Annotated in this window: 23 protein-coding genes and 1 pseudogene; 21 read left to right on the top strand and 3 right to left on the bottom strand. The window is 47.3% G+C overall.

Annotation, left to right across the window (positions count from 1 at the left end):
• Positions 1–642: 642 nt before the first annotated feature.
• A complete protein-coding gene (locus ACIDITHRIX25_RS76795) occupies positions 643–783 on the bottom strand; it encodes a hypothetical protein (protein ID WP_160291921.1) in 141 nt (46 codons plus the stop codon).
• Between the two features lie 169 nt (positions 784–952).
• On the opposite strand from ACIDITHRIX25_RS76795, the gene ACIDITHRIX25_RS76790 reads away from it, so the two are divergent.
• The 11 genes from ACIDITHRIX25_RS76790 (at position 953) to ACIDITHRIX25_RS76740 (ending at position 10,763) form a co-directional block, all read left to right on the top strand.
• Positions 953–1,735: an enoyl-CoA hydratase/isomerase family protein gene (locus ACIDITHRIX25_RS76790; protein ID WP_201733060.1), complete on the top strand. Its 783-nt coding sequence runs from the start codon at positions 953–955 to the stop codon at positions 1,733–1,735.
• A gap of 128 nt (positions 1,736–1,863) precedes the next feature.
• Positions 1,864–2,835 (top strand): GDP-mannose 4,6-dehydratase, encoded by a 972-nt coding sequence (gene gmd, locus ACIDITHRIX25_RS76785; RefSeq protein ID WP_201733059.1) that lies wholly within the window; start codon positions 1,864–1,866, stop codon positions 2,833–2,835.
• 475 nt (positions 2,836–3,310) lie between these two features.
• On the top strand, positions 3,311–4,045 hold the full coding sequence (locus ACIDITHRIX25_RS76780; RefSeq protein WP_201733058.1) for an ABC transporter ATP-binding protein: 735 nt from the start codon (positions 3,311–3,313) through the stop codon (positions 4,043–4,045).
• Positions 4,042–4,701, top strand: coding sequence for a heme exporter protein CcmB (locus ACIDITHRIX25_RS76775; RefSeq protein WP_152626188.1), 660 nt, complete (start codon positions 4,042–4,044; stop codon positions 4,699–4,701). Before ACIDITHRIX25_RS76780 ends, ACIDITHRIX25_RS76775 begins: the two co-directional genes overlap by 4 nt.
• Positions 4,702–4,705: 4 nt before the next feature.
• Positions 4,706–5,488, top strand: a complete 783-nt coding sequence (gene ccsA / locus ACIDITHRIX25_RS76770; RefSeq protein ID WP_052607085.1) for a cytochrome c biogenesis protein CcsA — start codon at positions 4,706–4,708, stop codon at positions 5,486–5,488.
• A 22-nt stretch (positions 5,489–5,510) separates the two neighbouring features.
• Positions 5,511–5,681 carry a hypothetical protein gene (locus ACIDITHRIX25_RS76765; protein ID WP_160291922.1) on the top strand — a complete coding sequence of 57 codons (171 nt, stop codon included), beginning with the start codon at positions 5,511–5,513 and terminating at the stop codon, positions 5,679–5,681.
• A gap of 1 nt (position 5,682) precedes the next feature.
• Positions 5,683–6,183, top strand: a complete 501-nt coding sequence (locus ACIDITHRIX25_RS76760; protein ID WP_201733057.1) for a cytochrome c maturation protein CcmE domain-containing protein — start codon at positions 5,683–5,685, stop codon at positions 6,181–6,183.
• A complete protein-coding gene (locus ACIDITHRIX25_RS76755) occupies positions 6,180–8,144 on the top strand; it encodes a heme lyase CcmF/NrfE family subunit (protein WP_201733056.1) in 1,965 nt (654 codons plus the stop codon). The genes ACIDITHRIX25_RS76760 and ACIDITHRIX25_RS76755 overlap by 4 nt, the downstream gene beginning before the upstream one ends.
• The gene (locus ACIDITHRIX25_RS76750) at positions 8,137–8,757 is read left to right on the top strand and encodes a TlpA family protein disulfide reductase (protein WP_201733055.1); all 621 of its coding nucleotides are present in this window, start codon (positions 8,137–8,139) and stop codon (positions 8,755–8,757) included. Before ACIDITHRIX25_RS76755 ends, ACIDITHRIX25_RS76750 begins: the two co-directional genes overlap by 8 nt.
• A 32-nt stretch (positions 8,758–8,789) precedes the next feature.
• A complete protein-coding gene (locus tag ACIDITHRIX25_RS76745) occupies positions 8,790–9,932 on the top strand; it encodes a cytochrome c-type biogenesis protein CcmH (protein WP_201733054.1) in 1,143 nt (380 codons plus the stop codon).
• A 210-nt stretch (positions 9,933–10,142) separates the two neighbouring features.
• On the top strand, positions 10,143–10,763 hold the full coding sequence (locus ACIDITHRIX25_RS76740; RefSeq protein ID WP_201733053.1) for a sulfite oxidase-like oxidoreductase: 621 nt from the start codon (positions 10,143–10,145) through the stop codon (positions 10,761–10,763).
• A 315-nt stretch (positions 10,764–11,078) separates the two neighbouring features.
• Here the strand turns inward: ACIDITHRIX25_RS76740 and ACIDITHRIX25_RS76735 are convergent, their stop codons facing one another.
• Together ACIDITHRIX25_RS76735 and ACIDITHRIX25_RS76730 are read right to left on the bottom strand one after the other, a co-directional pair.
• Positions 11,079–11,498 carry an HIT family protein gene (locus ACIDITHRIX25_RS76735; protein WP_201733052.1) on the bottom strand — a complete coding sequence of 140 codons (420 nt, stop codon included), beginning with the start codon at positions 11,496–11,498 and terminating at the stop codon, positions 11,079–11,081.
• 1,398 nt (positions 11,499–12,896) lie between these two features.
• On the bottom strand, positions 12,897–13,637 hold the full coding sequence (locus ACIDITHRIX25_RS76730) for a helix-turn-helix transcriptional regulator (protein WP_201733051.1): 741 nt from the start codon (positions 13,635–13,637) through the stop codon (positions 12,897–12,899).
• Positions 13,638–13,745: 108 nt separating this feature from the next.
• On the opposite strand from ACIDITHRIX25_RS76730, the pseudogene ACIDITHRIX25_RS000000104395 reads away from it, so the two are divergent.
• The 10 genes and pseudogenes from ACIDITHRIX25_RS000000104395 to ACIDITHRIX25_RS76675 all read left to right on the top strand — a co-directional run bounded on the left by ACIDITHRIX25_RS000000104395 (position 13,746) and on the right by ACIDITHRIX25_RS76675 (position 22,930).
• Positions 13,746–14,848 (top strand): annotated as a pseudogene (locus ACIDITHRIX25_RS000000104395) (Mrp/NBP35 family ATP-binding protein).
• 138 nt (positions 14,849–14,986) lie between these two features.
• Positions 14,987–15,652 (top strand): molybdopterin-dependent oxidoreductase, encoded by a 666-nt coding sequence (locus ACIDITHRIX25_RS76715; protein WP_160291923.1) that lies wholly within the window; start codon positions 14,987–14,989, stop codon positions 15,650–15,652.
• On the top strand, positions 15,649–16,230 hold the full coding sequence (locus tag ACIDITHRIX25_RS76710; protein WP_052607097.1) for a cytochrome b/b6 domain-containing protein: 582 nt from the start codon (positions 15,649–15,651) through the stop codon (positions 16,228–16,230). The genes ACIDITHRIX25_RS76715 and ACIDITHRIX25_RS76710 overlap by 4 nt, the downstream gene beginning before the upstream one ends.
• 276 nt (positions 16,231–16,506) lie before the next feature.
• On the top strand, positions 16,507–16,740 hold the full coding sequence (locus ACIDITHRIX25_RS76705) for a DUF3107 domain-containing protein (RefSeq protein ID WP_052607098.1): 234 nt from the start codon (positions 16,507–16,509) through the stop codon (positions 16,738–16,740).
• A gap of 25 nt (positions 16,741–16,765) precedes the next feature.
• On the top strand, positions 16,766–17,746 hold the full coding sequence (locus ACIDITHRIX25_RS76700) for an ArsA family ATPase (RefSeq protein WP_052607099.1): 981 nt from the start codon (positions 16,766–16,768) through the stop codon (positions 17,744–17,746).
• On the top strand, positions 17,743–18,891 hold the full coding sequence (locus ACIDITHRIX25_RS76695) for an ArsA family ATPase (protein WP_201733049.1): 1,149 nt from the start codon (positions 17,743–17,745) through the stop codon (positions 18,889–18,891). Before ACIDITHRIX25_RS76700 ends, ACIDITHRIX25_RS76695 begins: the two co-directional genes overlap by 4 nt.
• A 19-nt stretch (positions 18,892–18,910) precedes the next feature.
• Positions 18,911–19,786 (top strand): histidinol-phosphatase, encoded by an 876-nt coding sequence (locus ACIDITHRIX25_RS76690; RefSeq protein WP_201733048.1) that lies wholly within the window; start codon positions 18,911–18,913, stop codon positions 19,784–19,786.
• 97 nt (positions 19,787–19,883) lie between these two features.
• On the top strand, positions 19,884–21,371 hold the full coding sequence (locus ACIDITHRIX25_RS76685) for a sensor histidine kinase (RefSeq protein ID WP_201733047.1): 1,488 nt from the start codon (positions 19,884–19,886) through the stop codon (positions 21,369–21,371).
• A 24-nt stretch (positions 21,372–21,395) separates the two neighbouring features.
• Positions 21,396–22,112, top strand: a complete 717-nt coding sequence (locus ACIDITHRIX25_RS76680) for a glycerophosphodiester phosphodiesterase (RefSeq protein ID WP_201733046.1) — start codon at positions 21,396–21,398, stop codon at positions 22,110–22,112.
• A gap of 41 nt (positions 22,113–22,153) precedes the next feature.
• Complete coding sequence (locus ACIDITHRIX25_RS76675) at positions 22,154–22,930, top strand: electron transfer flavoprotein subunit beta/FixA family protein (RefSeq protein ID WP_052607104.1); 777 nt, start codon at positions 22,154–22,156, stop codon at positions 22,928–22,930.
• Positions 22,931–22,971 lie beyond the last annotated feature (41 nt).

The following is a 22,971-nucleotide window of genomic DNA, read 5'->3' as shown; positions in this document are numbered from 1 at the left end:
GTGAATCCTCTTTAAGGATGAGCTCTATAGCTACTCTTTTACGCTACGGCCGTAATCAATTGCTCTATGGGCTGCTTTTGAACTCCGAGGCGAAGTTCCTCCTATTGATTGCCATAGTGGCACCTAACATTGCAACATCGTATGGGTAATTGTTAGGTGTCTACTGATTCTGGGTAACCTCAGTGATTTCGGATTTAACCTTAAAGGTTGATAGGCCACTTATGTCTATGGGCGGCATGCGCAAGGTGACAGTCTCAAGGCGATAGTTGCTATTGCAAGCAAGGTATTCGGACAGGTAATGGGAGCTGATTCAGGGTATCTAAATCTCAAAGTTTTTTCGTCGCGGCAGTTTTAGATTCTGATTGGATGTGTTGCATATAGAGTCTGGCGATCTGGATAATGGTGTTTTTGCCCAAATATCTTTAAGTCCAAATATCTTTCACTAAAGATTGAGATATCGGCTCGGAAAAGGGGCATCCCATCACATCAATCCTGAAATCGCGAGCTCTAATTATTGGACAACACTGGAGTGGATCTCCAAAGTCTTCGCTTCCGATCGGAGATTTTCATTTAGCTACAGTTTGACAATTTGCTTTGCAGTAGATGCTAGTTAGCAGCCAAGGGGTGAATGAGGACAGATATTTAACGCTGACCAAAGATAGATTCGTTGGGAAGATCAATTTCACTTAGCTCTAGGGTGTTTCGAATTGTCATATGGAGCTTTACTGGGAGATTTTCAGCGTCGTTGGTGAGAGTTGCAATTTCGTTTCGGCGATAGGGCAATTTTCTCCGATTGTCGAGAGTTCGTAATCCAACCTGCGCCCTCGATGGAACTCGTTTTCAAGTTCCGAATTTGAGGCAATCTGATTTTCGTGTTGATGTGAATCATTCTTAGAGATTCTTTTTTGTTAAATTAGATATTTGGATTGATTTATAGGAGTACATTTTGGTTATGTCTAGTCCAGAATTAATCGTAGAAGTCAAAGATTCGACACTTTTTCTAATTATTAATCGTCCTTCAAAGATGAACTCCATCACTATGGAGGTCTTAGATGCGATTCATCAAGAGTTGAAGCGTTTTGAAAATGAACACTACGTGCGCTCGGTGGTTATTCGCGGGAGTGGTAATAAGGCCTTTTCGACTGGCGTTGATCTTTCGACTATGGCCGAAGGCGCAACCTTTTACGAATTGCATCGTGCCAGAGCGGCACTTGGTGGCCTCTTTCAATATATGTGGAGCTATCCAAAGGTTATAGTGGCTGCCGTAGATGGCTACGCGCTGGCCGGAGGTTTTGGCCTTATGGCTGCTTGTGATATGGTCTTAGCAACCTCACGGTCAAAGTTTGGAGCACCTGAGATCAACGTTGGAGTTTGGCCATTCGTGATTACGGTGCCATTGCTTCGATATATTGCGCCTAGGGCACTGTTTGAATTGATGATAACAGGTGAGCGTATTGACGCCAATCGCGCTTTGGAGCTTGGCGTGATCAACAAGGTAGTTTCAGAAGAAAAGTTCGATGGAGAACTCTTTAAAGTTCTTGCAACTCTTAATTCAAAGTCTGGATCTATTACGGCACTCGGTAAGAGTTCGTTTTACAAGGCTATGGATATGACTTCCGAGCAAGCCCTTTCCTACCTTCAGTCCATGCTTTCAATTGTGACCCAAACACAGGATTCCAAAGAGGGGATTATGGCCTTTGTTGAAAAGCGAGCAGCCTCTTGGAATGATAACTAGATAGACGGACTCTGGTTCTGAGAGTGGTGCTAGCGATATTACGATTAGATTCGTATCTGTTGCAATTGGAGGTCACTAAATTTCGACCTCTGTTTTCATTCATCGATGTCATAGACTTGGAGCAGTAGTTGGGCAAAGTAGCACTAGTGACTGGTATCACCGGTCAAGACGGTTCCTATTTGGCAGAGTTTCTTTTGTCGATGGGGTATCGAGTGATAGGTATGACGCGAAGATCTTCGACTCTAAACTTTGAGCGAATCGCCCATATCCAAGATTCAATAGAACTCGTATCTGGAGACTTACTGGACCAAACTTCGCTGCAGACCGTATTGAGTGAGTCCAAGCCGGATGAGATTTACAACCTGGCAGCTCAGTCTTTCGTTCAGACCTCTTTTAGTCAGGCCGTTCTAACGGGAGAAACTACCGCTCTTGGTGTTACAAGACTGCTAGATGCGGTCAGAACCGTGGTTCCATCCGCTCGGTTTTACCAAGCATCTTCTTCGGAGATGTTTGGTAAGGTTCAAGAGGTTCCACAGCGTGAATCGACACCTTTCTATCCTCGGTCACCCTACGGGGTTGCCAAATTGTATGGCCATTGGCTCACGGTGAACTACAGAGAGAGCTATGGAATGCATACTAACTCTGGTATTTTATTCAACCATGAATCTCCACGACGTGGTCTTGAATTTGTGACCCGTAAGATTACAAATTCTGTTGCATCGATCAAGTTAGGTCTCACTAACGAACTTCGCCTCGGTAATTTGGATGCACAGAGAGATTGGGGATACGCCAAAGACTACGTTCGAGCGATGTGGCTCATGCTTCAACAAGATGAGCCCGGTGACTTTGTCGTTTCGACTGGGGAGACTCATGAAGTAAGGGAGTTCGCAAAGCTCGCCTTCGAGGTAGTGGACCTTGACTATCGAGATTATGTGGTCCTGGACGAGCGTTTTGTGAGGCCCGCAGAGGTTGATCTGTTGGTCGGCGACAGTTCTCATGGAGAGGCAAAGCTTGGATGGAAGCGCGAAGTCGATTTTCCTGAGCTTATCCGAATGATGGTCGAAAGCGATTTAGAGATTCTCAAACGCCAGATCGGATAAGTAGCAAGATTTTCGACAAAGGTCGCACTTGTACCGGATGAGATTCTCTTAGTGACCGCTTGCTAGTTGCTTTGTACTTGTTTTTGTCTTGGCTTGAGTGCGGCTAGTGGGAGAAGTCGAAGATTTTAAAGTGACTAATCCGAGGCGATGGCGAACCAATCCCGGTCGTAAATACCTTGAATGCACCATGGTCTTTGGTTTTGATGGCCTGGTCGCTTTTTTGTTGACTGTGTAATTTTCAAAGGTGTAGTTGGGTCTCTATAAAGCTTAAGTGCTCGGCGTCATTGGTTAGGTATTTTATTTTCGTAGTGGATGAGCGCCCTGTCGCCTTGATTATTCCGTTTGACGATCTCCATAAGGATGATTGCAATAAAAGAGTTCGCTGCATCGTTGAAACCCTTCGACATCAGTTTTTGAATATATCTTTCCTCAAAGGAGGCGAAGCGTCACGTTTGCTAAGAAGAAGTCCAATGAAATGTCGCTCGCCTCAGAGACAGAGGCTGCATATCTAATAGAACTGGATCACATTGGTATCCAAGTCGGCGGTTTTCCTGCTGTGTACGGTCTAACTTTGAGGGTTGAACCGGGAGATTTGCTTTTGATTTCTGGTCCTAATGGTGCTGGAAAGACTACTCTTTTTCGTGCTATAGCTGGTCTAGCTAGGATCAACTCGGGTCGAGGTTCAGTTCTTGGTTTCGACTTGTATTACCCAGATAGAGGTCTGAGGTCTCGAATAGGACTTATTAGCCACACCAGCTACCTCTATGAGGATTTGAGCGTGGATCAGAACTTGAAGATTACGACTAAGAGTCTTGGTTTGTCGCCTCAAAGAGTAGATAGCGCAAAAGAGCTACTTGGTCTCGATCGACGCCTCTGTCAAACATCGGTTTCTCAACTTTCAGCAGGTCAGAAAAAAAGAGTTACCTTGGCTAACTTGGTGATAAAAAACCCCCCTATTTGGTTGCTGGATGAGCCTCATGCCTCGTTGGATTCAAATGGTCGCAGTGTTGTCGATATGTTAATTCTCGAAGCCAAAAAGCGAGGTACTGCTGTTTTGGTATCAAGTCATGAAGGCCATGGTCCGCTTCTAGGTAGTGGTCGCTCTTTGACTTTGGTGGGTGGAAGGTTTCTCCCTAGTCCAAGGGACGATAAAGCTGCTTTTGACAAAGAGGGCTCATCGATCGATTCGACTTGGGATCCCTCGGCATGAGAGCGATGACGATCTTTAAAAAAGATCTTTTGATTGAAAGTCGTTCCAAGAGCGGCCTTGGTCAGGTGTTGCCCTTTGCCTTGATTGTGCTTTTACTATTTGGCTTCGCCTTCGATACCCAAGGGCCGCTTATGGTCAGTATCTCGCCGGGTCTATTTTGGGTTTTGATTACATTCTCTTCGATCTTGTTGGTATCACGTTCAATGCGAGTGGAGTCCGAAAATGATGCTGTGGACGGTCTACTGCTGCTTGGGTTCGATGGTATCTCAATTTTTGTAGGTAAGTTTCTAGCTCTCTTTTTGATTCTGCTGATCCTGGATATCTTGGTTGGAATTGGGGTTGTAGTCCTATTTTCGGTCCCAATTCATAGCTTTTTGCTACTGTCCCTGTCGACACTATTGGCTACTGCTGGTATAGGATCTGTAGGTCTGGTTTTTGGCGCCCTAGTTCGTGGAGCTAATTCTTCGGAGAGCTTGGTTCCCATGCTTGTCTTGCCGATATTAGCACCAGTTGTAATTTCGGCGACAAAGGCGTGGAGCGATGCATTGAATGGCCATGGTTCGATTTTTGATCCATGGTTGAAACTTTTATTGGTCTTTGCTGTTGTATTTATAGTTGGCGGCGCGGTCTCCTTTGGCGCCATTTTGGAGGACTGAACTCTTGAAATTGAAGATTGCACAGAGATATTTGGCCGCGAGTGCCCTTGTTGCCATCGCGGCAACTGTGGTGTTAGGCCTGTTTATAACTCCGCCAGATGCGGTTCAGGGAAATTTAGCCAGGTTGGTTTACGTCCATCCGGCGGTGGCTTGGGTTGCATATTTAGCTTACGGAGTCACCACTTTGGCCTCGTCTCTATACCTTTGGAGGCCAACGCGCTCGCTTAGGTGGGATCGCCTCGCATCTTCCTCGGCGGAGGTGGGAGTTGTCTTTACAGCACTGACGCTCATTACGGGATCGATTTGGGGTCGTCCCGCATGGGGTGTCTGGTGGACCTGGGATGCACGGCTCACCACCACTGCGATATTGTTAGTTCTCTACCTAGGATATCTCGCGCTACGTGCTGTTCCAATGCCGGCAGATAAACGCGCTAAGCGATCCGCAATAGCGGCTTTATTTGCCTTCATTGACGTTCCAATCGTTCATGAGTCCGTTGTTTGGTGGCGAACCCTTCACCAAGGCGCAACTGTTGCATCGTTGGGGATGAATGCCAAGATTCACGGGATTATGGCCTGGACTATGTTGCTAGGGTTTGTTGCTTTTACTCTCGCGTATTGTGCATTGGTTGTCTTTAGATACAGGATTGCTCAAGGCGAAGATTCTCTGCGAGAGAGACAAATTTCTCAATGGCAAAGCGAAAGATTGGCTCAATCACAAAGTGATGCAGATCGCGTTAGCGAACTGCTAGATAACGCTAATTCTAAAAGCAACGTTAAAATGGTTTGAGCAGGATCGGATAGATTTAAAGATGAATGGTTACGTAGAAGCAGGTTATGGATTTGTCCTAGGTGGACTTGGGGCGTATTGGGCTTGGTTAGCTAGTCGAAATTCTAGAGTAAAAAAGGCTTTGATTCCAATTCCAGTTGAAAATGAAAGAAGGCGACCGAACTCCTCTAACCCAAGACAGGGAGAGAGATAGTTTGTCGGAGCAACAAGAGGTATCGGACCTCCTCAATGATCGGGCAATCTTTGAACCGCCACTCCCAAAAAGGGCTAAACGGCGCCGAGCCTTAAAGATATGGTCTCCATTTGTAGTTTTAGCCCTAGCACTGGGATTTCTTTTAGTTCGGGGCCTCGGCAACGCCTTAGTTTATTTCAGGACGGTAGATGAGACACTCTCCATGGAGGCAACCTTGGGGACTTCTACTTTTCGCCTGGAAGGAGTTGTTGTGCCTCACAGTGTTACCACTAACAATCAGGGGGGCGTTGATTTTCAAGTTTCAGGTGTGGATGGGCGAAGGATTTCTGTAATTGACAGCGCTAATCCTCCTCAGCTTTTTCAAGCGAATCTTCCAGTTGTGCTGGTGGGTTACCTTTCTCATGGAACTTTTTACTCTAATCAGATCATGGTCAAGCACTCATCGAGTTACATAGCGGCGCACCCCTCTCGAGTTGCGTCACTTGGCGGAAAGAAACTATGAACGCGATAATTGGCACCGCAGGTCTAGTCGTGTCGATCGTTGGTTCAATCTCGGGGATTATCTCGTACCTGTTTGGCATTCGTGCTAAGGATGCTAAATCTATTCGGCGCAGTGGGGGATTTGTGGTACTGGTCTTTGCTGGTGCGCTAATTAGCACCGGTGCCATGCAGCATGGCCTTTTGACTCATGACTTTTCCCTTAGCTACGTTGCCTCGAACTCTTCACGGGAGACACCGCTTCTCTATCAAATTACCGGTATGTGGTCATCTCTTGCTGGATCCATCTTGCTATGGGCGACAATCTTGGCTCTCTATCTGGTTTTAGTCCTTTTTAAATATCGAAAGCGCGAGTTAGATGTTGCCTTTGGATGGGCGATGGTAGTGGGGTTGGTTGTAGCTGGCTTCTTCTTTATAATGATGGCCACCTCTGCTAACCCATTTCTGACTCTTGCCCATCCGCCGATTGACGGAAGCGGGCCTAATCCGCTTCTTCAGAACTATCCCTTGGTGGCCTTTCATCCACCAATGCTCTATATGGGCTATGTTGGTTTTACTGTTCCATTTGCATTCGGAATAGCGTCGCTCATCTCCAATCGTTCCGATACAACATTTGCTCGAGAGACTAGGTACTGGGCGTTGGTTGCCTGGATATTTTTGACACTTGGTATCTTCCTTGGGGCTTGGTGGTCATATCAAGTTCTTGGTTGGGGTGGCTATTGGGCTTGGGATCCAGTTGAAAATTCCGCCTTTTTACCTTGGCTTTTTGGAACCGCTTATCTTCATTCTTCCATGTCCGGCTCTCGGGGCGGAAATATGAAGATCTGGAATATTGGCCTTTTGGTGGCTACATTTTCAATGACAATTTTGGGCACCTTCTTTACCCGCAGTGGCGTACTGCAGTCGGTGCATGCCTTTTCGGGATCGACGCTAGGTCCTATCCTTATAATCTTTTTTGCCTTTGTAACTGTAGTTTCGTTCGGCCTTATCGCCTGGCGCGCCTCGTCGATGCGTGCGTCGTCGTTCTCTGCGACTGGTATAAATAGAGATGGCACCTATCTTGTGAACAACCTCTTATTTAGCGCCTTTGCCGGCATCGTCCTTTTAGGAACGACGTTTCCACTTTTGGCTCAAGCTATCAACAACTCGATCGTATCGGTGGGACCACCGTTCTTCAATGCCTTTACAGCACCACTAGGGTTGGCCCTTTTGTTTTTTATGACGGTTTCACCCTTTGTCCCTTATACCAATATTTCGATCAAGTCTCTCTTCAATGAGCTCTTTGTGCCATTGATGATGGGTCTTCTAGCGATGGCGATAGCGGTATTTTTGGGTTCTAGGGATAAGGGCTTGATAGCAGCCTATGGTTTTGGTACCTTTGCCTTGACGGGTTCGCTCAAGAAGATGATTGGGGTACTTCTCTCCCGACGAGGCCTAAAGCAGTCGTTTTCGGTTCGAGCACACCTTATGGGGGGTTTGATTGCCCATATTGGTGTTGCTGTCGTGGCTATAGCTCTAGCCACGTCTACCGCCTTTGGTGTCCGGGGAGAGGTGAAGATCTCTCCATTTCAAAGCGCATATTTTCAAGGTCACAAACTCACATATGAGGGCGTATCGACCCTGGTGACGCCAGCTAAAACCTCACTTCGAGCTGCAATTATGATCGATGGTCGGGGGCCCTTTTATCCAGCCATCTCTCAGTTTGGAACGAATTCCCAAGTTGTGGGTACCCCAAGTGTGAGTGCCGGTATTTTAAGAGATGTCTCCGTCACACTTGATTCACCACCACAGAGCGCTAAGTCGCAGGTAATCATCGGTGTAGTGGTCGAGCCACTGGTGTCTTGGCTTTGGATCGGTGGGGTACTTATGGGACTTGGTGGTGGCCTTGCTCTTTTAGGCTCGCTTCGGTTCAAATCTAAGGTTCCCCAAATAAACCAGCTAAAGGGTGAAGCAGTAGGTGTCTAACGATTTGACACATGATGACGCTGAACCTCTTGTTACGGGTCAGCCTTCTGAGCAAAGGAGAGGGGGAAGAAGACTTAGATGGGTTTTGGCTTTGGTCGCCATTCTTGTGGTGGCTTTTTCGGTCTCAGTGGCATTTCTCACGCCGACTTCAACCTCGACCGTAGCTGCCTCTAATCTGATCGGTCAGAACGCACCAGAATTGGCGGGTACTACGCTCTCTCATTTGGCTATCGCGCCACATCCGTATCGTGGCGATTACTTGATCGTGAACTTCTTTGCTAGCTGGTGTATACCATGTCGTAGCGAAACTGGAGCGATCGAGTCATTTGTGAGATCTGCTAAGAGTCGACCTTATGGCTCTAGGTTGGCGATTTTGAGCGTAACCGTAAACGATCGACGGTCTTCGGCAACAGCGTTTGTTCGACAGACGGGAATGTTTTGGCCGGTCATTTACGACGGTAATGGCGTGATCTCTTTGAATTGGGGAGTGGTGAACCCGCCCCAGACCTTTATAGTTGCACCCAATGGGAAGGTGGTCACTCGGATTGTAGGACAGGTCACAACCGCTACACTCTCTTCAGTACTTAGCCTTGCCTACTCGACCTACGGTTAGAGGAATTAATGCGAAAGAGATACTTTTAGCGGTTGGAAGCTATCAAATTGGATCCCGAAATTAGTGAAAATGGGCAACCTCGACCAAAGAGGTTCGCCTACTCTAAGACAACATGGCGCCTAAGTATTCTTATGGTGATCTTTGTCGTTACCATCTTTGGCTATCTCTTTTTGTCTCCTCACAAAGTGACGATGGCAAGTCGTATTAGCCATCTTGAAGCAGTTATAAAGTGTCCTACCTGTATTTCGGTCTCGACCAAGGATGCAAATACTTCGTCAGCTTATGCACTACGTGCCTTTATCTCTCAAATGGTTCATTCTGGCGCTAGCGACTCGGAGATTATCAATCAATTGGTTGCGACATATGGCCCGTCGATTCTTCTGACCCCTCCTAATTCAAATGGCGGTCTTTATTTGGCGGTCTTTGGTGGTTTGGTCGCCATCGCAGGTCCCATAGGTGGTTTTTTGTACTATCGACGACGCCGAAGTACCAAAATGGAGAGCTCCCTAGAGAGCCATGACGGCCAAGAGGTGGACTCAGCCGTTAGGGTCGATTATCTAGGCGTCTCTGATCTGAATTTAGTAGATGATTCGACTGCGCCAATAAGTCGTCCGGTTGTTAGTCGCCGATCATTTGAGATAATCCGTCGGGCTACATGGCCCCAGAGGATTGTAGCTGTTGTAGGGGTGGTGCTGGTTCTGAGCGGGGCGGGGCTTTTGCTTTTTAGTCTTACCACTTCTAGCGCTGCCGCGGGAGGCCTTTCAGTCTCGCAAGTTGCCCTAGATATTCAAAATGGACAAGATCTGGCTAGTGTTGGCTCTGATACTGCCGCACTTTCGCTCTTTAGCGCGGTTTTGCATAGTGAACCAAGTCAGCCTGTGGCGCTTGCTTGGAACGGTTGGCTCCTACTGCAGGCAGGAAACAAGGATAAGTCGAATGCTCTTCGAGTCCAAGGCTTAGCACAACTTAGTCGATCCGTTCAGGTTGATCCTTCCTATATATACGGAAGGTTATTTTATGGAATAGCTCTCTTTACAGATCAGGGAAACCCTAATGCGGCGGTGAGGCAGTTTGACGCATTCTTCAAACTCTCTCCGTCTGCGGCGTTGTTAAAGCAGGTTCATTCTGATATTGCGAGCGCTTATAAGGCAGCCCATCTTCTCGTACCTTCGTAGGTTGTAAAAATTTATTGAATTTTTACGGTATTTGTGCCCTCATTTATATTGATTTATTTTTTTGATGATGGAAGGCTCTCTTAAAAAGATTGATTTTGTGAAGAAATTAGAAACTATTTTGTATCTCCAATGGTTATGAACTGTGAAAGCTTTTAGCTCGGGTACTTTTTGTGGCTAGCTTTATTTGATAGAAAAGGGTTAGAAGACCAAATGGGTTTTTTTGAGCGCAATCGAAAAGATTTGGCTGCTAAGGGTGTCGATCCTTCGCGGTTGCCTCCCGGACAGTATTCTACTGATCGGTTTCCGGTATTGCACGCGGGAAGCGTACCGGTATATAAGGATCTTTCATCCTGGGACTTAAGGGTTGTTGGGGCTGTAGCCAATCCGTTGGTGATCTCTTGGGCGGAGTTCATGGCTCTTGATGCCGTTGATGTCGTTACTGATATCCATTGTGTTACCAAGTGGTCAAAGTTCGATACATCTTGGCGGGGAGTGCCACTGACGACCATCATCGAGATGGCCCAAGTAAAAGATGAGGCTACGCATGTGATGCTTCACTCGGAATTTGGATTTAGTGCCAACGTCCCGTTGACTGATATTTTGAGTGATGGGGCGATTGCTCTTTTAGCGTTCCAATTTGATGGGAAGGAACTCGAACCTGAACATGGCTACCCGCTGAGATTTTTATTTCCGAAGTTATATTTTTGGAAGTCAGCTAAATGGTTACGTGGAATTGAATTCATGTCGGCAGATAAAGCTGGATTTTGGGAAGCTAATGGCTATCACATGTATGGAGATCCATTCCAGGAGCAGCGCTATTGGGGTGATTGAGCTGGAGAAAAGTTGAGTCGTTTCCTCGCTCGACTTTGCTTGGCGCAATCTTTTTTGCTCCCACATTTACTGTCACACAGATCGAGCTGATTTGTACGCCTGTGACTAAATGGATTTGAGAGCATCATGAAGCTTCCATAAGGGATCTTTTGTGAGATTGGCATTGTGTTTTGCTCAAAGGGCTCCCAGAAGGTTTAACATATCGGATTATCGGATTGCTCTATGGTTGCAAATCTTAGGATTTACAAGCCGTATGGTCAATTGCTGATAGTTCAAACTTAATTTTGCACGAAGTGGCAATCTAGATCTTTTCTTCTAAAAGGGTGCGTTAGCGTTGTCTATTGGTCGGAGAGGGGGTCTAAGATAGCTAGCCTTTTCAGGGAAGACATTTCGCACTCCTCCTTGTGGATGTTCACTGTCACCGATGTAGCGCGGGATTAGGTGAAGATGTAGATGGAAGATAGTCTGACCGGCGGCTGATCCAGCGTTTGTACCGATGTTGTATCCGGCTGGAGAATATTGCTTGTCGAGTAGTTCTTTTACTTCGGAAACCAAAGCAAAAATATCGGCTTGTTCGCTTGGAAGTGCCTCCCACCAGTCTCGTATGAAGCGACGACTGATAATAAGGCAGTGACCCTTAGCGACCGGGAAAGAGTCGAAGATTGCAAACGCAGACCGGTTAGATGCAATCCACTCCGAACTTGGTATATCTAGGAAGGGAGATTCTTCAGTCATCGATCCCTTTCGATCCGTTTCCTTGATGACCAGTTAGATGAATGAATTGGCGTAAAGGAAGTATCTTAGGATGGTCTTCATGGACTGATGGCACTTGGTCTACCTCTTTTGAAGTGGAGCCTTTGGTTTACTCGCGGCGTTGTATCTTTTGGCTACTTAGCATGATATCAGTAGAGTCGTTTCCATTGAATCATTAGAGGTTGGCACGACAGAAATAAGATCGACAAGTGCGAGTGATTTCTTCCGGTGGATCTTTTTTTGGTTCAGCCGGAATTGACCAACGTCAACCTGGATCGATGTGGCTGCCTTGCTATCCAGCTTTTTCAAGCAAGTTGGTGAAGGTGAAATTATCGTTGCATTGTTTGTCGAATTGGCCATTGAACACTCGTTTTTCAATAGGTGGACATAAGATCGCATTCATATCGAGTTACGTTGTTAAATAGGGCTAGCGCTCTGGTTTGTCGAGACCTATCATGGATGCCGCTCTGACCACTGTAGGGTTTAAGACGGAGTGGTCAAATGCCAAGTCTATGAGTATGTGGTGCTTTGGTTCTTTGGACCTTTTCGGATATTTGTAGGTGCAACACGTGCAATACTTAGGTGGCTTTACTCGGTCGTACTGAATGTTAATTTCCGACCTGCCCATCACGCCGACAGTTCGGACGCCTGACGCCATTTCGACCCATAATAGCTGCGAGTCTCTAAGGGTAGCGATCTGTTTTCTTGCTAATTTGCCTTTGATCTACTTGGCGGCGCCTGCCTTTCTTGGAGTCTATGCAGACATGTAATAGGCGCTTTGTAGAAGTAGCTAATTGTAGAAGTGGCTAATTAATGATCTTCGCCTCGCCGTAATTCCCTTTTTCAAATCTCCACCCCAAACGCTGTTGGTTGCGTGGAACCCCAAGAGCTGGAGGCTCGTTGATGGCCATTGGTAGGCGCTTGGTTCGGAGTAGGTTCGTCGAGTGCAGTCTGGTCTATTTGTATATTTTGAGGAGTGTTCTTGTTTTGGTAAAATAGACTCCTGATAGAAAAAATATTCGCCTCTGACCGACTGGGTGCTCCCGTGCTTCCTAATTGAAGTTGTGAGTGTGAGCGAATCAAATACCTCATTACGATAAAGAACTTCAGCGCCTTCCAAATGGGTGCATCTCATAGTCATCCGTGGATCTTTGCCGCCAACACGATGGTTAGACAACTTATCTACGGTGCAATCGTAACCGTCTTGTGAATCGAAACTTCTATATCGAAATTGGATGGCGTTTCGTTGTTTTAAGCATCGTTGAGGCAAATTCAATTCATCAAGTTAGGTGAGACAAAAGTGGGTATCGGTTTTTTCTTGCTTTGGCCCAAGTTGGATCTTCGAAATTCACGAAGGTAACTTTTTGTAGACTTACTGATTTATAGACTTACTGAGCAGGAGGAGTCGCCTTTGGCTCTAGAAGTTAGAGTTATGGGTACCTTTTCTTTGATTAGCGCACCTAACATTCCTCGGACTAGACCACGATCAAGAGCACAGATTACGGGATTGGTAAGCGAAGCATCGCCGAATGGACAGTTTTCATTTACAACAGATAGCGAGCCTCGAATTTGGTTGGGTTTTGCCGCAAAGCCATGGGCACTAAGTGCATCTGCGATCGTCCTGATAGCGTATTTTATAGAACGATTTTCAAGGTGAGGGTGCATCGTCTGGGCCAATTGTGAACCATAGCGTTCACCGACACTTTCAGCCATGAGTTCAGCAGTGGTCGGATCGAGTAGTTCTAAGGCTGCGCTGAGCAGCATTGAGAGAAGTTCATCACGTTTGGATGCGACCCTGTTTGATGAGGTAACACCCGGTGCGCCCTTATAACGCTTTGATGGTCGTCCTGCGCCACCGCAGATCGGACGTTCGAGAGTTACGTCGAGGTAGCCTCCTGATACCAATTTATCTAGGTGGTGGCGGGCAACGTTTGGGTGAAGTGAAAACTTATCAGCGACTTGGTTAGCTGTAACACCTTCGTTGTCGCGCGCGAAGAGGTAGATCTCGCGACGAGTTGGGTCACCAAAAGCTGCCACCACGGCGCTGACCGTTGCTTGAAACTCTGGGTCATCTACAGAATGTGGCGCTCCAAGATCAGCGACTTTTTCTATCGTGCTCATTGAACCTACTTAGCAATCTAATAATGACTATAAATTATTCTATCTAGATAGGAGAAATCTATCCTCGATATCGGACCTTGATTCAAATAAGAAAGAAAAAGTGCCAGGATGAACACACAGGAACTCTATTCACACCTTGGCAAGGTGGTGGAACCAGATATTTTGGAGTCGCTAGCCGATTTGGAGATGATCTCACAGGTGACTAAGAAGTTGGGCGGTTATAGCGTCGAACTTCTAACATATCCGGCAAATGGTGGATACTTTGACCCAATTGCCGACCAAATGGAGCAAATCGCACAAGAATATGGTGTGCCGCTTGAAATAAAAGCTCGAGCGATGACTGACGCTGAGATAAAAAAGCTCGAGTCACATCTTCTTGATAAGACTTTGATTAAAGATGGCGAGAATCGAGTGAATCGCTTGATGGCGCCAGGATCGCGCACCCGAGTCCTGGGATTTTCTTCAGGAAAGGGTGGCGTTGGGAAATCTTCCGTCACAGTGGGTGTGGCAAGTGCGCTTGCACGCCGTGGCCACAGTGTTGGCATCTTGGACGCTGATGTCTATGGCTTTTCGATACCTAGGATGCTTGGAGCAGTTCGCCCACCATCTTTGATTGGAAAGGTAATGATACCGCCTGTGCGCTTTGGGATAAAAACTATGAGCGTCGGTTACTTCGTGGCAGATGATACTCCGGTTATTTGGCGTGGACCAATGTTGCATAAGGCCTTGAGCAGTTTCTTCTGGATGTCTTTTGGGGGGAGATCGATTACCTCTGCGTGGACCTACCACCGGGGACGGGCGACGTGACGCTTTCGTTGGCTGAATATCTGCCAAAGATCGAGACCTTTGTGGTCACTACCCCTCAAGACGCCGCTGAGAGGGTTGCACAGCGATCAGCTCTAGCTGCTCGAAAGTTGAAGTTGCCTCTTCGTGGGGTCATCGAGAATATGAGCTACTTCCGCGGCGACGATAAGAAGCGATATGACATCTTTGGCAAGGGCGGCGGAGAGAGTTTGGCGCAGTCACTTGAGTTACCTTTGATTGGAACTATACCTATCGAGATCGCTCTTAGAGAAGGTGGCGATGTGGGTAATCCAATTGTCTTTGCGTCGCCGGAGTCTGAGGTTTCGGTTGAGTTTATGCGAATAGCCCAAGTGATTGAAGCGATGGGACCTGCCAGGATCTATAAAAGTGAGCTGAAGGTCCGTTAGTGCGACGACTTTGCAACGAGGATCACATTCTCTAATCTTCTAGCTAATAGATAGCGATTTAGTGAACCTGAGATTTGTATGAGAAGTTTGAAATTATGGAACATTGAATGGACGATTTGGTTTTCATAGTTTATGGATATGAAAACCAAAACTCCTAGCTCCAATGGTGCTTCGGTGCCGCGCAGGGTCTTTGTTGGATTAAGTGTCGGTGGGGTGGGATTAGTCGTTGCTGGCTCTGGGCTAAAGAATCTTCTCGGAGGTTCTGCTTTGGCTGGTATTGCCGGTATATCTGGATATCAGATCTATACGGTTACCAATGGATTCCCGACGACGAACAATTCCTCCTTTAGATTGGAAGTAAGGGGCCAGGTCGCAAATAACTTGACTCTGTCTTTGGAGAACTTAGCGATTATGCATACTCCGGACCTAGTCGCCACCTTTCACTGTGTTACCGGTTGGAGCGTCCCGAATCAACGCTTTGGCGGCGTGACACTCTCTAAGGTTATAGAGATGGCTCAGCCCGCTAGTAGTGCGAAGTACGTTAACTTTCGCTCTTTCGATGGTGTCTATACGGAGAGTCTTCCTTTGAATCAGGCGATGAGCAATGGAACGATGCTAGTCACTCATTTAGATGGTGTGCCCTTGCCGCTAGAACATGGGGGGCCGCTGAGGTTGTTTGTCAATAAAAGCTATGGATACAAATCGATCAAGTGGCTAAAGGACGTCGAGCTATCCAATTCACCAATTACGGGATACTGGGAGAACTACGGTTACCCCGCAGATGCAAGGATTCCCCAGAGTTGAAGGCGCATCTCGGAGAAACTAAGGGGGATTTGAGATGGTATCGTGATCTTGGGCGTAAACCTGCCTTTTTGCACAACTTGGCGTCGGTGCTCTTTTTTATATCCTTGCTCTCGGCGCTTACCTTTTACGTAGGTGGCTTGCAAGCCATCTTTGGAAATAGAGAATTTTTTAGGGAAGTCCACGTAATCACAGGCATAGCATGTATAGCCGTAATGGCAGTTGGCTACTTTCCTCTGCGCGATCGACCCATTGCTAAGGCATGGAATGTCTTGACTTCTTGGACGATAGCAGACTCCAGATTTGTTCGAGGGTGGATTTCAAGCGGTCGCAGGCCAACCTATAGTAGAAGAACTCCTAATGGCGGACAGAAGATTGCGACTGCCATAATTGCTGCTTCGATGGTCGTGCTGATCATTTCAGGGTTGATTCTGAGGTTCTTTAGGTATTTCCCCTACTCCTTTCGGGTGGGTTCCACTATAGCCCATACGGTTTTTTTCTATCTAATAATGGCGGTTGTCGTTGGTCACCTCTATTTTGTGGTGGTCGACAAGTTCAATAGAGGACCCAACAAGGAATGACTTTCGGGGTCCTTGGCTCTGGCGGTTCCACTTATATCTGTCAACGTCCGCTCAGACTAAGGTCTCGATTTCGTAGCTTTTCTGGAGGCGATAGCGTCTTTGACTGAGCTTTGGCTTTCAAACCCAGACGAAATATAACAGAAGTGATTGGCTATCCTCTAGTGTTGTTATAGGCAATCACTCTAGTCAAGCGTAATAGTTTGCAATTGTTTGGTGCTATTTCGGTGAAGTCTTTGCCGGCAAGGTCTTTTGCGAAGTCGAATTAAGGAGTTACAAGTGGACATAAAAATTGGATTTTTGGATTCGAGTCGTGAGCTTGCGTTTGAGGTAGGTGACGATAAGGATCAGAATGAATTCGTTGAGACGCTGAATGCGCTCACGAAGAGTCAAGACGCTCTTCATTGGATTGAGGACAAAAAAGGGCGCAAGATCGGCGTTGCTCCAGGGAAAATCGCTTATATCGTTGTCGGTTCTCAGCAAGAAGAGCGTCGGGTAGGCTTTGGCGCCTAAGTGGTGATTTGAGGGTCCAAAATTGATGAACAACCTCGAAGGACATAGCGACTTAGGCGATGCAATTCTGTCCAAGCGCTTGGTGATTGTCACCGGAAAAGGTGGAGTTGGAAAGTCCACCATAACTGCCGGACTAGCCCGCCTGTCCAGCAAAGCAGGATTGCGAACTTTAGTCTGTGAGGTTGACGCTCGGGGTGACGTGAGCGCCGCTTTTGGCATAGAGAACGTTGAGTTCAAGCCCAAGGCGGTAGCTCCGAACCTCTATGTAATGGCCATGAATACTGAGGATGCGCTAGCTGAATATTTGCGCCTAAACCTTAGAATTCCGATTATCACCAAGCTAGGTCCTCTAGCCAAGGCATTTGACTTTGTGGCCAATGCTGCTCCGGGGGTAAAAGAGATTTTAGTTATGGGTAAGATCTGCTACGAAGTAAGAGAGCGCAATTACGATATCGTCTTTGTGGATGCATCAGCAAGTGGTCACATCGTCTCACAATTAGCATCTCCAGCGGGGATATCAGAGCTCTTCCAAATTGGTTTAGTGAAAGAGCAGACCGCCTGGATGCAGGAGATTCTGAGCAATCCATCAACTACCGCGTTGATCTTGGTGGTAACTCCAGAAGAGACACCGGTAGTCGAGTCGTTGGAGCTAATAGATCGTTTGGCTAATGAGACTTCAATGAATGTAATTGGAGCCGTGATCAACAAAGTTATGGCCGAACCATTTTCAAATAGCCAGGGAGAGATCTTTCGCTCGATTATGACTGGCGATCTTCACGACGATTTCTTAGCGATCGCGGGTGACTCCAGCGATGCATTTTTGGCAACCTCGTCGTTAGCTACTGGCCTAAGGGAGTCACGAAGCAGCCATTCCAGAGAGTTCATCTCAAAACTACCCGTAGGTATTGCCACTATCTTTATCCCATATTTCATGGGTGCAGAGGATGGCATACGTCTTTCCAGAGAGATTGCCGAAGCGCTCGATGGCGAATTGAGCGGATCGTGAACCAGCTAGTAAATTCACTTGTTACACAGAAGTCGATTCTGATTACAGGCGGCGCTGGAGGCGTTGGCAAGACAACCACGGCTGCGGCTTTGGGTACAATCGCAGCTCTTGAAACCGATCGTAAAGTATTGGTTCTGACAGTGGATCCCGCCAAACGTCTAGCTGATGCTATGGGGTTGGCTAAGTTCGGAAACGTCGTAACCAAGGTAGACCTCTCAGGCTTTGGAGAAAGATCCCCCAAGGGTGAATTGTACGCCGCGATGCTTGACACTAAAGCTTCCTGGGATGACCTTGTGATTCGATACGCTCCAAATATGAGGGTTCGGGGTGAGATCTTGGCGAATCCGATCTATAGAAATATCTCATCGCGCTTTGTCCAAAGCCACGACTATATCGCCATGGAGTCACTTTATGACCTATACAATAAGGGTGACTTTGACCTTCTGATAGTTGATACTCCTCCGAGCAGAAATGCAATGGACTTCTTAGATGCCCCCGAGAGGATGGCTGACTTTTTCTCCTCTAAACTCCTGCGGTGGATCACTGCGCCATATCGTTCTCGCCTGGTGGCCACTGCATTCAAACCATTTTATCAAGTAGCTGATCGCATTATAGGTTCAGACTTTCTGGAGCAGGTGGCGGAGTTTTTCATACTTTTTCAATCGATGTACGATGGCTTTATCGAAAGAGGTAAGTCGGTAAGTGCATTGTTGAGGAGCGATGTGACGTCATTTTTGGTAGTAACGTCGCCGGAATACCTTCCGATGCGAGAGGCTGAATTTTTTCTGGGAGCTCTTCGGGAGCGCCACCTCAATCTTGGTGCTTTGATCGTGAATAGAAGTCTTCCTTATTACCTTGGTGATCAGAATGCGATCCAGATCGCCCAAAGGCTAATCGCTGATTCAGAAATCTTGGTTAAGGACAGATTTTTAGGGGTGGACCCACGTATCATGCGTGGCGTCTTGTCTGAGATAGGTTCAACTTATTTGGATTTTTCCAATCTCTATGGACAACAGCACAATCTTTTGGCAACTTTGCTTGTGGATAAGGCCAAGGTCCTTGCGACGCCGTATCTTGAGACGGATGTCGCAGACTTAACTTCTCTCGAGCGAATAGGATCTAATCTCGACTTCGTAAAATTTTAAAGCAGATTTAGGAATTGTCGTGATAGATTACCATCTCCATCTATGGCCGCACGGACAGCGCGATGTTGACCCCACCGTTGAGTATCTAGCCCAATATTTAGAAAAAGCTCAAGCTAATGGCGTCGTTGAGATCGCTGTAACTGAACATCTCTTTCGTTTTTCTCAGACGGATAAGGTTCTAGGGGATTTCTTCAAGCGCTACCCTGATACTCCGATGCGAACTTTGATGCAGGACTACTGGAAAGACCATGCACGAGCCGATCTTGATCGTTACGTCGAGGTCTGTCTAGCTGCTAAAGCTGCAGGTCTTCCTATCGTAATGGGTCTTGAGGTGGATTATTACGAAGGATCGATGGATAAGGTTACCCAATTGTTGGCGGACTATCCATTCGACGTCTTGCTTGGTTCTATACATTGGGTTGGGGATTGGCCATTTGACCACACCACCGACCCATTTGTCCAGGGGTACTGGGCAGAACTAGGGGTCGAAAATGCTTGGGAGGGATATACCCGTGCCCTTGAGGAACTGGCAGCCACCTCGGTCGTGGATGTTTTGGCTCACCCTGATTTGATAAAGGTAACAGGAATGTTTCCAAATACGCCTAATGAATTCTACGATCGAATAGCCGAAGCTGCTCGTGATTGCAAGATGGTGGCAGAGGTGTCGAGCGCTGGATGGCGTAAACCCGTGGGCGAAGCCTATCCTTCACCCTATCTTTTGTCGAAATTCGCAAGTAATGGCGTTGAGATAACCACAGCTTCTGATGCTCACTCTCTGGGAGATGTCTCATTTAGATTCAACGATGTCGCATCAATGGTCAAAGGTGCCGGTTACGACAGCGTAACAGCCTTTTCTGCAAGGCAAAAAAGGCAGATATCCATCAACGTTAATTGATTGATCGCTGTGGCATTTGACTGACGGGTATAACGATGGAATGTAGGAAATCTATGGATAAGTCAATGACCTGCGTTACTAGCGGGGAAAATAAGTAGTGACAACTCTCGCAGGCTTAGCGCACCGAGCAGGAATTGCGCCGGAAGTTGTTGCTCATCTTCAAAAGTTGACCTCAGCTTGGGGCCTTTTGGCAGACTTGTGTTTTTCGGACTTAATTCTCTATGTTCCGACCTACTTTGATCTGAGTAACCCAGCCCAGCCTTCGGGCGAGCTCAACTATATGGTGGTCGCTCAAGTTCGACCTGCCACCTCGCGAACGCTTTACCCAAAGGACCTGGTCTCAAGTGTAATTACAGCCTCATCTGCTCCGGGAATTACTCAGTGTCTTTCTTCTGGCCATATTGCTTTTAAAGAGAGCCGGGTCCCTCATAGCGATGAGCACCGGGTCTCCTTTTGTATTCCAGTAAGACATGACGGCGTCGTTGTGGCAGCAATGGTTCGTGAATACGAACTCAATGCAAAACTTGTTCGTGGTGAGCTTGAACGGATCTATGTCTCTCTGTTTGAGCGCTTTGCAAATATGATTACCCGAGGTGAGTTTCCTTTTAGCTCGGATGATCTAGCTGAGGCGCCGAGAGTTGGCGATGGTGCCATGGTTGTAGATGAGGATGATGTAATTACCTTCATGTCGCCCAATGGAGCCTCGGCCCTGCATCGACTTGGCAGTCATGTGGCGCGAGTAGGAGATACCTTTGCCTCTCTGGGGTTGGACCTTGGGGTTATCGCTAGAGCGAGGCTAAATCTTGAGCCAGTCGTTGAAGAGATTGAGAAAAAGCCAGTCACGACTGTAATGTTTCAGGCGCTTCCTCTTTTGAATCTAGGTGAATATTCTGGCTCCTTAGTTCTTCTGCGGGATGTGAGTGAACTGCGAAGACGTGATAGGTTGCTCTTATCTAAGGATGCCACGATTCGAGAGGTTCACCATCGTGTAAAGAACAACCTCCAGACTATTTCCTCCCTGCTTAGGTTGCAGATTCGCCGACTTACCTCTGAAGATGGCAAAGAGGCCCTTCGAGAGGCTGAGAGGAGAATTCGCTCCATAGCTGTCGTCCATGAGATCTTGTCCCGTGACGTCGGGGATGTTGTCGATTTCGGGGAGGTGATCTCGGCAATCGTTGATTTAGCCCATGAGTCAGTTCCACCAGATCTTCATTTGGAGATAACTATTTCAGGTAGCCCAGGCGAATTGGATGCTACGGTTGCAACGCCGCTAGCTCTTATTTTGACCGAGTTGATCCAAAATTCCATCGAACATGCCTTTTCGTCAAGGGATGAAAGCGCCGGCGAGCGTTCAGGCCATATAAAGTTGACTTTTTCAAGGCGGCTAGCATCTTTAGTTATTGAGATAAGCGATAGTGGTGTCGGTTTTAAAGAGGGTTTTAACCCCAAGGAGATAACGTCGCTTGGCCTTTCGATAGTGGATAGCTTGGTGACGTCGCAGCTTTGTGGAGAGATATCTTACGGTTCCCAACAGGGTGCCCATATTCGGGTCAGGGTTCCGGTTCCTGATCGGATTAGCCTTTGAAGTACGTCGTTTAGGAAGGAAAAAGTGACTAACCAGAAAAGACCAATGATTCTTGGTCACAGGGGAGCTTCTTTTGGAAGAGTTGACAACTCCAGGGAAGCTTTCGAGTCAATAGCTCCAGAGGGTGGAGATGGGGCAGAACTAGATGTGCGTGCCACTTCGGATGGCGTATTGGCCGTTATACATGACCCCGTTATTCGAGGCTATGGAGCGGTTGCCGAGCATAGTTTTGAAGAGATCTCCAAAGCGATGGGTGGCGGGTTGCTTCGTCTAAGCGATGCACTCGAGATTCTAAATGGACAGTTTGTGGATATTGAAATCAAAAGCGACCCCAAGGAAGTAGGTTGGGTCCCATCGGAGCTAACTTCTCGTCTTTTGGCCAAGGAGTTATCGAATTACGGCGGTTCGTCGCGTTTGATGGTCTCTAGCTTTTCGATTCGAGCCCTTGAGGTATTTTCCAATTTAGCGCCTGATTTTGCAATTGGGCTGCTGACATCCATTGGTTCAGATGCCGTCGCACTCTGTCACGCGGCTACTGAGATGGGGGCGAACTATATTTTGCCACATCATTCTTCCTTGGATGGGCAGGTTTTGAAAGACGCCCACGAACTCGGTTTGGGTGTGATAGCTTGGACTGTTGACCTAAATGAGCGTGTCTCTACGCTCGCTAAGTTAGGGATCGACGGGATTATTACAAATAAGGTTGAGGCAGCTGTCGCTGTGCTATCAGGCGCTGCCTAGCACATTTGCAATTACTAGAGGATTAAAGGGATTATAGAGATATGAAAATTGCTGTCTGTGTAAAACAGATTCCAGATCCAGCTGCGCCCGCAAAGATGGACGCTAATTACAACCTGGCACGTGATACCAAGTTGATAATGGATGAATCAGACTCCTATGGAGTGGAGATGGCCCTTCAGCTTGTCGACAAAGCCGGCGCTGGAGAGGTCGTATTATTTTCGATGGCCCCTGGAGAAGAGGTATCGGGTCTTAGAAATGCCCTAGCCATGGGGGCTCATCGTGCGGTCCTTATCAGTGACCCGCGTCTGGCCGGTTCCGATGCTCTTTCTACAGCCAAAGTACTGGCTAAGGCGATTGGTCGAGAGTCTTTCGACCTCGTTTTAGCGGCGACTGAATCGAGTGACGGCTATACCGGAACTACTCCTGTTCAAATTGCTGAGCTTCTGGATCTACCTAGCGTAACCTTTGCCAAGGGGATCGAGGTTAAAGGCGAATCCTTGATAGTAGCTCGACAGACCGAGGCTGGCTTCGATGAGATTGAGGTTCCAACACCAGCTTTAGTTACTGTAACTGCTGGGGTGGTTGAGCCACGGTATCCGAACTTTAAAGGCATAATGGCCGCCAAATCTAAGCCAGTTGAGAAGCTGTCGATCGATGATCTAGCATTTTCTCCCGATAGCGTGGGAGCAAGCGGTGCCCGTGAGACTATAACTTCGATTCGCCCGGCTGAATCTAGAGGCGCCGGTACGGTGGTAGTGGACGAGGGCGATGGCTTTGCCAAGATTATCGAGTACCTCGAGAGCCTTAAAGTCATCTAGGTTCGTGCGCCAATCGGCATTGAATTAATAAATAAACCGCC

The sequence above is a fragment of the Acidithrix sp. C25 genome, assembly GCF_904848545.2.
This window is presented reverse-complemented; position numbering and strand designations above follow the sequence as displayed.